Origin of the sequence: Bacillus sp. TE8-1 (assembly GCF_008368855.1) — a bacterium.
Classification (GTDB): domain Bacteria; phylum Bacillota; class Bacilli; order Bacillales; family Bacillaceae_G; genus Bacillus_A; species Bacillus_A cereus.
In genome coordinates, this window is the sequence record NZ_QPET01000023.1 from 1 (window position 1) to 9612 (window position 9612).

The following is a 9612-nucleotide window of genomic DNA, read 5'->3' on the forward strand; positions in this document are numbered from 1 at the left end:
TTTCTATTCAAAATATTACAAAAAATGTTACAATACACTCAAATTTATACTATAAAATCATTTTAATATGAAAAATTGGAATGAAAAGAAAGGAGAGGAATATGAATAAAGATGTCGCTTTGAAATGATTATTATCATTTCATTAGGAGTTGATGTAAAAAGATGAAAAGATACGAAGAATTGGACTCTATAAGAGGGATTTCTTCATTAGTAGTAATGATTGGTCATCATTTAATGATTTTTTCAGCATTTCAAAATTACAGTTATGAAGATAATAAACCATTTGTTGTGTATCTATTAAAAGAAACGCCTGCTCGTCTAATTTTTAGTAGTGGTAATGAATCTGTTATTATCTTTTTTGTTTTGAGCGGATTTGTTTTGTATGAATCTATTCAAAAAAACTATAGTAGTTATGGATCATACCTTTTAAAACGTATATGCAGAATATACATTCCCTATATTGTAGCACTAATTATAGCTATTATATGCCAGACTACAATTAGTGGATATGGTATTTCTTATTTAAGTGAATGGTTTAATCGCTCGTGGACGATTGAAAGTTCTTCAAGTTTAATAGCGCAACATATTTTATTGGTTGGGAAATATAATACAGATGCATATAACGGTGTGATTTGGTCACTTGTCCATGAAATGCGAATATCAATAATTTTCCCGTTAATTTTGATGATTTGCTTACGAAAAACGTTAAGGTGTTCATTACTATTATTGTTTAGTTTTAGTATATGTTCTGTCGTAATATTATTTTTGTTTCGCTCGGGCTTAACATTAACAAGCTATGCATTAACATTGCATTACACAGTACTGTTTTTACTAGGAGCACTAGTTGCGAAGTATAAAAATAATTTAATAGTTTTTTATAGTAATTGTACTAAAAACACAAAAATTGCATGGTTTTTATTTGCGATTTTACTTTTTATGTATGAAGGGCTTATAGGAGAAATTAAAGTGCTCAATAATTTTATATTTCGAGACTACGTAGTGGCGATAAGTGCAAGTCTATTTGTCATATTAAGTTTGTCAATATCAACTTTGTCGTCCTTGCTACATAATAAATATTTGTTATATTTGGGGAAGATTTCTTACAGTCTTTATTTATACCATATTATATCGTTGTTTTCCCTTATATACATGCTCCATGAAATATTACCGTTGCCTATTATTTTAATTTTTTCACTTGTTTTTTCGTTTATACTTGCAATGCTTTCGTATGTATATGTAGAAAAATTTGCATTCGGAGTCGGAAAGTATGTAACAAAACAAGTGGATAGAAGAGAGAAAGGGTTATCTGTAAAGAGTGAATTGCAGGATGTTATTCAGAAAAGGGCGGTGAAATAATTGAAGCAAGAAATGAGTATAAAAGATTTTCAACAATTACTGAAAAGAAGATTCGTAACGATTATTTTAACGATGTGTTGTTTAACCGCTTCTTTAGTTCTTATCTCTATGTATGTTTTAAAGCCGTCATATCAATATTCAACGCAAATTCTTGTTGGGAATTTAGATGAGTTTAATAAGGAAAATTCAACAAATAAAACACAAGAAAATAAGCAACTAGTAACATCGTATGTTGATATTTTAAAAAGCCCATTAATTATATCAACAGTCAAAAAAACTTTGAAATTAGAGCAATCAAGTTATGAATTAGCACAAAAAATCTCGGTGGTGAATACAGACAACTCACAAATTGTAACTGTTACAGTAAAAGATTCCAATCCGAAAGTCGTGAAAGACATTGTAAAGACATTGGCAGAGCAATCACAACAAAGTTTTCAACAGTACACAAATGTACAAGGTGTGAAAGTGTTGACGGATCCTGAGTTACAGGAACAGGCTGAAAAAATGTTTCCAAAATTTCAACTAATCATTCCTATTTCTTTAATTGTTAGTTTTTTTGTTGGGATAGGTTTAGCTGTATTTCAAGATTATTTTGATGAACGTATATACACGGAACAAGATTTAGAGAAAATAACAACAGTCTCTGTTATTGGTCACATAAATATGAAACCGAATAGAAAAAAGAAACCTACAGAGGTTGATAAACAATCATCTATATATCGAGGTGAACATGTCGATGTTTAGGACAAAGAAACAGCTGCCATCCGATTTGCATGATGATCTGATGAAAGAGCAGTTTTATACGGTGTATCACGAGCTGAAAAAATCTGGGAAACAACTGTTCACAGTTAGTTCAACGAAGGACAGAGGGGTTGTTGCCTCGCTTATAGTAAATATGGGTCTAGTGTTTGCGGAAATGAAGAAAAAGGTGTTACTTATTGATGTGAATTTTTCTGACCCTCAATTACATGTATTATTGCAAAGTGATCACATGATAACCGTAAACGATATAATAAGCTCTTCCCCCTGCAATTATGAATCTTTTTCTAGTAATTTGTCTAAATACTTATATTGTATTCCTGCAAAAAAAACAGTACACACAGGGACGCCCTTAGTTGCTATGGATGAATTTGATAATGCGATTGCTAAGTGGAAAGAAGATTTTGATTACATTTTCTTTTATTCTTCTGAAGTATTTGATCTTCCTGCTACGCACATTATTGCAGAGAAATGCGATGGAGTGGTCTTAGCAGTTAAAAAGCGAAAAGATTCACTACGTACAGTGCAAAAAGTAATAGCGGATATAAATAGGAAAGAATGTGAATTAATAGGTATAATTTTATATTCTTGAATGTGGGGGTAACGATCCATGATTCGTGAAACAAATCAAGCCAAGTTGTATACGATTCCGGCTCAAGAAAAGCCTAGCATATTGAATCGAAGTGTAAAACGCTTGTTTGATATTATATTTTCACTCATATTGTTACTATTAACGATACCAATTATGTTGTTCTTTTGTATTATGATTACTTTAGAAACATCAGGGGCTCCAATTTACTTTCAAGAACGTTTAGGTATAAACGGGAAGAAGTTTAATGTATTTAAATTAAGATCAATGGTAAAGGATGCTGAAATAAATGGCCCACAATGGGCAAAAGAACATGATTCAAGAATTACAAAAGTTGGATTGTTTATAAGAAAAACGAGAATTGATGAATTACCACAACTTTTAAATATTTTAAGAGGAGATATGTCTTTTGTAGGTCCTAGACCAGAGAGAGAGTTTTTTTATAATGAATTTGATGCGTATATTCCAGAATTTAAGGAACGTTTAATAGTAAAACCAGGATTAACAGGATGGGCACAAATAAATGGAGGGTATAATCTTGATCCAAAGGAAAAGTTGAGGCTTGACATGGAGTATATTGAAATGAAAACATTTCGGATGGACATCCGTATTTTATGTAAAACCGTTTTAATTGTATTGAACGGTAATGGTGCAAGATAAATATGTAAACAAACAACATATGTAAGTAGGTTACTTGCAAAGGAGAACTTGTATGGGTAGATCTATTCTAAACAATATTATCCATCTATTTTATAGTACAATTTTAGCTAACCTTCTTCAGGCCGTCAGTTTAATTGTTTTAGCAAACTTTTTTAACGCACAACATTATGGGATGTTTAGTGTTGCCATAGCAGTGACGTTTGTTATGTTATTCTTTACAGACTTAGGACTTAGTAATACGTTTCTTCGAGAAGGGGCAAAGGATGGAGCAGATTTAGAGAAGATTTTATCATCGTATATAAAAATAAGGATGATTCTACTTATTCTTATTTCTATAATCGGTTATATTGCTATTCATTATATGTATGCGGATAAAAATTTAATTTATATGATGATAAACGTAATGTTTTTCATGTTAATAGGATTAACTTGGCAAAACATAGGGATTGCCTATTTTCAACTGACGGAACGTATGAAGTATATAGCGCTCATAAAAGTTGTATCAGCATCAGTTGTCATTATAATTACATGTTTTTGTATTTTCGGAGAGTTACCGGTGTATGTAACGGCTCGTTTATATGCTTTTGGGTATATGATCGGTGGTTTATTCAGTATATATATCATGAGAAAAAAGACGAAAATGAATATGAAAGTCGTAATTCATAAAGCGTTATTTTGGCAATTAACTCCCTTTATTATTAGCGGTTTTTTAATAATGAGTACGCCACAATTAGCACCTATCTTGCTTAACTATACATTGCCATTAAGTATGGTAGGTGTTTTTGCAGTGGCGTACCGGATGCCGTCAGCTTTATATCAAGTACCAGGGGTAATTGCAGGTGCATTTTTTCCAGTGCTCTTTAAGCATTATAACCAGAATAATATAGAAGAGCATACGAAATTAAATTTACTTCAAATTAAATCAATGGCGATTGTAGGAATATGTATGACGATCGGTTTATATCATTTAGCACCATACTTTATTTCTATATTTTTTCATGAAGAATGGAGCAATGCAGTAGAGCCACTCCAAATATTATCATTTCTTATTGTGCTACAAAGTTTAAATATTGCCATTGCTGACGGTTTAACGACGAGTGGATGTCAAAATAAGAGAACTGTTGTGCAGTGTGTAGCATTGGTGATAGGTGGGGTTATGCTTTATAGCTTTAGTAGTCTTGGTGAAGTGATAGGAGCAGCATACGCTATGGTTTTATTTGAAATAGTCGCTTTAGTGGGATATATAGCAGTGAGTGTAGTGAAGAAAAAAATTGTATTCCAAATTGTAATACCGTATACAATTTATTTTGGTGTAACCTTTATTGGAGTGCAATATATATTGCATACATATCATTTAATTGCGCTTGTTCTTAATATACTAATTGTACTAGCTGCCATATTCCTATATGATTATGAGCTAAAAAAACTTCTTCTTTCTTTTATAAGAAAAATACGCAAAAAGGATTATATTACGAAACAGGGGATATAGCCTATGGAAAATAATATGAAAGTATCGATGGGATGGATTATTCTTCTAATATTATTTGTTATGTTAAGTAAATACAATGTATATATTGGATTTTCATTGAAGATATATATGATTTTTTTAGTCATATATTTTTGTTTAACAATTAAAGACTTTCATATTCAAAAATTATATTTTCATGAAGTTATATTTTTACTGTTTTATTTCATTTATTGTTTAAGTGGAATTCTTTCTATGTATTTAAATGCTAGTATTCGTATGATTTTTGGCGTGCTACTCGTTTTAGGATGCTATTTTATAATGAGAAATTTATTGGGGAATACTGAAATAGTGGTACTTGAATCATCTATTGCTTATGTAGGAGTAGTATTTAATGTTGTAAGTCTAATACTCTATATAATCGGTTTACAATACTTTAGTTTATACGGTGGAGAAGAGAGAGAAATTTTTGCTGGTTTATTAGTGGATAGAGGATATCCACGGTTAATTGGATTGCTAGATGATCCTAACATCTTTATTTTCTATAATACAATATTTTTTATGTACTATATGACGAATTTACAAAATATCACTAACATTCTAGGGTTAATTTTATGTGTTACGACGAGTTTATTAACTTTTTCAAGGGGTGGTATACTAGCGCTTGTGCTTGTCGTTTTTGTATATATATGTATGTCTAGTTTCGCTAAAAAAATAAAAATAATTATAAGTTTAGTATTGTTTAGTGTAGTTATTTTTAGTTTATCGAATAGTGTAATGGGGGGGCAATTAGATGACATATTAAATAAACGAATTTCTGATTTTTCCCATGATAATGGAAGTGGTAGATTTACATTATGGGAAGCTGCTTTTAAATATTATTTATCCAATCCATATATCGGAATCGGTGCTTTTAACTTTTCGAATTATTATGAGTATCAATTTAATGAAAAATTATATGTACACAATACATTTTTAGAAATCTTGTCTGAATCGGGTACAATTGGTTTTCTTCTATATAGCGCGTTTTTATTCATATTAATGTTCAAGCTAGCGCAGCATACTTTGTTTCGTGAAAAACCATATCTTCTATTGACTATGATTGCATTTATATTTCAGATGATGTCATTGTCACTCATTATTAACGAAGCATTCTTTTTATTTTTAGCAGTTGTTGTGAAGTATATTTCAATATATGAAGGAAGGGGAAAGATAGATGGTAAAATGTCTATCAGCACATAACGAGCCGCCTTATGTTTCTGTAATAACACCTTCTTATAATAGTATGCGATTTATAGGTGAGACAATTTTATCTGTACAGAATCAATCGTATGAAAACTGGGAAATGCTTATCGTTGATGACGGTTCAACCGACCAATCTGCTACAAAAATTAAAGATATAATAGAAGGAGACTCACGTATTAGGTTATTATCATTAAAACAAAATGTTGGTGCTGCTAAAGCTCGGAATTTAGCGATCCAAGAGGCGAGAGGAAGGTACATTGCCTTTTTAGATAGCGATGATATATGGTTGCCGCATAAATTGAAGACACAATTGTTATTTATGGAAGAAATGAATATTGCTTTTTCATATGCGTCGTATAGTTTAATTGATGAAAACGGTAATGAATTAAATCGTGAAGTGAGTGCACCAAAATCTGTTGACTATCATTATTTAGTAGGAAATACAATTATCGGTTGTTTAACAGTGATGATTGATCGTGAAAAAATTCCATATGTCGAAATGCCTAGTATACAGCCGGAAGATACAGCGTTATGGCTGAACTTATTACATGAAGGGTATGAAGCAAAAGGGATACAGCAAGTGTTAGCAAAATATAGAATTGTTACAAATTCTGTTTCTAGAAATAAAATTAGAGCAGCTTTCCGGTATTGGAAATTGTTAAGGGAACAAGAACGACTGAATTCGGTGCAAATTTTTTACTATTTTAGTAAGTATGCTTATCATGCTTATAAAAAAAATAAAATCAATGTAGTTGGGAAGACGCAATTATGAATATACTGTTGATGACAGATAAATTGATAACTGGCGGAGCCGAGAGCTATTTCTGTAAATTGGAAAGTAATTTGCGTTATGATGATTTTAAGATTTATACAGCTGCAGGTGATGGAGAACTATATGAATCTCTTACTAGAAAAGAAAATTTTATATTACTTAGTCGATGGAATCATTTGAGAAATATTTATTATTTACGAAACGAAATTTGTAAACGAAAGATAGAACTTATTCATGCAAATAGTTTGCGAATGGTATTATATGCTTTTCTACTTCAAAAGTTTATTAAAAAAAAGATGAAAATTGTTTATACGAAACATAATGTAACGATATTAGAAAAAAAAATGCCAACGCTTTTTCGTTATTTCATGAATAAATATGTGAACAATATTATTACAGTAAGTGAGTTTGAAAAGAATAATTTAATTTCAATTCATGTAGCAGAAGAAAAAATAAATACAATTTATAACGGTGTCGATATTGAAAAGTTTTTATTCCAGCAGAAAAAGAAAGAATCTACATATAAAATAGGGATATTAGCTAGATTATCCAAAGAGAAAAACCATCAACTATTTGTCAAAATTGCAAATGTGTTGAAAAAGAGAAATGATTTTATGTTTTATATTGCTGGTGATGGACCAGAGAAAGAATTGATTATGAAAGAAATAGAAAAATATGGATTACAGCAAAGGGTGAAGATGCTAGGGAATATTTCAGAGCCGCATGAGTTTATAGGGAATATGGATGCTTTACTTTTATTATCTTTTCGTGAAGTGTTTCCAATGGTAGTAATTGAAGCGATGGCTACAGGGACACCAATTGTTTCAATAGATGTTGGTGGAATACATGAAGCGGTAATAGATGGAGAATCAGGTGTTTTAATATCTGAATATTGTGAATGTGAATTCGCAAGTGCACTTGAAGAACTACAAGGGGATGAACAAAGGGTAAATGATATTAGATTGAAAGCAAGAGAGAAAGCAGTGAGGTATTTCTCGTTAGCTAAAATGATAGAAGAAACGAAAAATATATATGAGTTAAACAAATGACCGGGTAGGTCGTTTGTTTTTTTTATTATAGAAACTTTTAAGAGAGAACTCACATATTATATGAAAAAAGGTAATATGAGGAGTGAATTTATTTTGTCAGAATATATTTCTTCCCAAGAAGATTGTGCGCCAGAAAGTAGCGTTCACATTGATTGTTTTGGCGCAGTTCCAAACTCGGGAAATGATAGCTCATTAGCAATTCAGCAAGCTATTGATTATTGTGTAGCGAATCGAATTTCGACGGTTAGAATTACAGGGGTAAATACGTACAAAATTGTAAAGCCGATTGTTATTAAATCAAACGTAAGATTAGAGTTAGATCCTACCGTAACGCTGCAAATTGATGGGGATTTTAATGCATTTGAGCTACAAAGTAACGCTTCGATAGTTGGTGGTACTATTCAAGTTATAAATACATTGTTTCAATCTGCTGTTATTTATGTTTCTGGTTCACAACAAATCGAAGTACCTAATCAATCTGTTATATCAAATATAAATATAATAAATACAACTTCATCGTATAAAGGAAAAGCTATACATTTTTATTGTCAAAAGGCATGGGATTATATTAGTTTCTTTCAAGTTAAATTTATTCAAATTAAAAACTTTCAAACTGCAATATATTTGAAAACAGAGTATATAGATGATATCAATACACCTTGCTGGATTAACGCTAATGTATTTCAATCTATATTTATTGATGGATGTGTGTATGGGATTGAAGTAGATGGAAATAGTGATTTGCCAAATGAAAGTTCAGGAAATACGTTTCATGATATTCAAGTGCAATGTAGACAACAAACGAAAAAAGTAATTCGTTGTTCAGGTGCGTATAATACATTTGATTGTATGATTTGGGATACGTACCGGATGAGTAGTGAACAGATTGTCATTGAATTTTCTTCTAATTCGCATCGTAACTACCTTTTTTCAAATTTACTTTCTACAACTATTGTAGATAAAGGACAATACAATGTTTGTAAGTCTACCTATGAAGAATCTCTTCGAATTCAGTTACCGATTACGTTAAATAAACCACATTTAATAGGGAATCAAGATGATATTTTAGTAAATGCTCAGCAGAAGTATACGATTAAGCAAGTAAGTGGGAAAGTGCCTTACGGGGGGAATCTCGCAAATTGCTTTAATTTAATAGATGAACAAAGTGTAAACTATATTGACGTTCCAGATAGTAACCCAGTTGTAATTGAACTGGATTTTACGAAAAAACCAATACAAATGTTAAATTGTTTTGGAATGTATTTTGGGTGGGGAGAGAGCCCAAAGAAAATTAAAATTGAATATGCATTAAGCGCAACTGGAAGTTGGGTTATCGCGTTGGATGTTCCATTAAATGTTGGCGATACAATTATATCGAATATGAAGGCGAGTCAGTTATATAAAGTTAGAATTACATTAAGTGGTTATTCTCAAGATCATAAACGTTTTCGAATTAATCGTATCTTTGCAAGATCTTCTATGGAAAATGGGAGTGCTTGGTTAGCGACAACTGGCGGAAGAATGTTTGGAGATATTGAAATAGAGGCAAGTAAAGGTATAATCATGAAGACTGCTAGTGGAGTGAAATGGAAAGTTACTATTAATGAAGCTGGCCAACTTATTACGACTAAAATAACTTGAGATGGTGTGTAATCGTATATCTTTGGACGAGTTACAACGTAGTGGGATATAGGTAATGAAAAAGAGATTGTAATTT

Annotated in this window: 9 protein-coding genes; all 9 read left to right on the forward strand. The window is 31.2% G+C overall.

All coding sequences use genetic code 11. The features are described from left to right. Positions 1 to 162 precede the first annotated feature (162 nt). Positions 163 to 1356, forward strand: a complete 1194-nt coding sequence (locus DN404_RS21070; protein ID WP_149215421.1) for an acyltransferase family protein — start codon at positions 163 to 165, stop codon at positions 1354 to 1356. Then, positions 1357 to 2100, forward strand: a complete 744-nt coding sequence (locus DN404_RS21075; protein ID WP_000807063.1) for a YveK family protein — start codon at positions 1357 to 1359, stop codon at positions 2098 to 2100. Further along, entirely contained in the window at positions 2087 to 2707 is a 621-nt protein-coding gene (locus DN404_RS21080) for a CpsD/CapB family tyrosine-protein kinase (RefSeq protein WP_071740364.1), read from the forward strand. Before DN404_RS21075 ends, DN404_RS21080 begins: the two co-directional genes overlap by 14 nt. 18 nt (positions 2708 to 2725) lie before the next feature. Beyond that, on the forward strand, positions 2726 to 3364 hold the full coding sequence (locus DN404_RS21085; RefSeq protein WP_000617653.1) for a sugar transferase: 639 nt from the start codon (positions 2726 to 2728) through the stop codon (positions 3362 to 3364). A 52-nt stretch (positions 3365 to 3416) separates the two neighbouring features. After that, positions 3417 to 4853: an oligosaccharide flippase family protein gene (locus tag DN404_RS21090; protein WP_149215422.1), complete on the forward strand. Its 1437-nt coding sequence runs from the start codon at positions 3417 to 3419 to the stop codon at positions 4851 to 4853. Positions 4854 to 4856: 3 nt separating this feature from the next. Continuing rightward, complete coding sequence (locus DN404_RS21095) at positions 4857 to 6071, forward strand: O-antigen ligase family protein (RefSeq protein ID WP_086389319.1); 1215 nt, start codon at positions 4857 to 4859, stop codon at positions 6069 to 6071. Further along, a complete protein-coding gene (locus DN404_RS21100; protein WP_000237687.1) occupies positions 6046 to 6846 on the forward strand; it encodes a glycosyltransferase family 2 protein in 801 nt (266 codons plus the stop codon). The genes DN404_RS21095 and DN404_RS21100 overlap by 26 nt, the downstream gene beginning before the upstream one ends. Then, on the forward strand, positions 6843 to 7895 hold the full coding sequence (locus DN404_RS21105; protein ID WP_149215423.1) for a glycosyltransferase family 4 protein: 1053 nt from the start codon (positions 6843 to 6845) through the stop codon (positions 7893 to 7895). Before DN404_RS21100 ends, DN404_RS21105 begins: the two co-directional genes overlap by 4 nt. Positions 7896 to 7988: 93 nt before the next feature. Continuing rightward, entirely contained in the window at positions 7989 to 9536 is a 1548-nt protein-coding gene (locus DN404_RS21110; RefSeq protein WP_140421636.1) for a glycoside hydrolase family protein, read from the forward strand. The last annotated feature ends 76 nt before the right edge of the window (positions 9537 to 9612 follow it).

Bases quoted from the DNA above. Each gene is read 5' to 3' on its own strand.
- DN404_RS21105 (WP_149215423.1), top strand. From the start codon at position 6,843: ATGAATATACTGTTGATGACAGATAAATTGATAACTGGCGGAGCCGAG.
- DN404_RS21085 (WP_000617653.1), top strand. From the start codon at position 2,726: ATGATTCGTGAAACAAATCAAGCCAAGTTGTATACGATTCCGGCTCAA.
- DN404_RS21070 (WP_149215421.1), top strand. From the start codon at position 163: ATGAAAAGATACGAAGAATTGGACTCTATAAGAGGGATTTCTTCATTA.
- DN404_RS21090 (WP_149215422.1), top strand. From the start codon at position 3,417: ATGGGTAGATCTATTCTAAACAATATTATCCATCTATTTTATAGTACA.
- DN404_RS21080 (WP_071740364.1), top strand. From the start codon at position 2,087: ATGTCGATGTTTAGGACAAAGAAACAGCTGCCATCCGATTTGCATGAT.
- DN404_RS21095 (WP_086389319.1), top strand. From the start codon at position 4,857: ATGGAAAATAATATGAAAGTATCGATGGGATGGATTATTCTTCTAATA.
- DN404_RS21100 (WP_000237687.1), top strand. From the start codon at position 6,046: ATGGTAAAATGTCTATCAGCACATAACGAGCCGCCTTATGTTTCTGTA.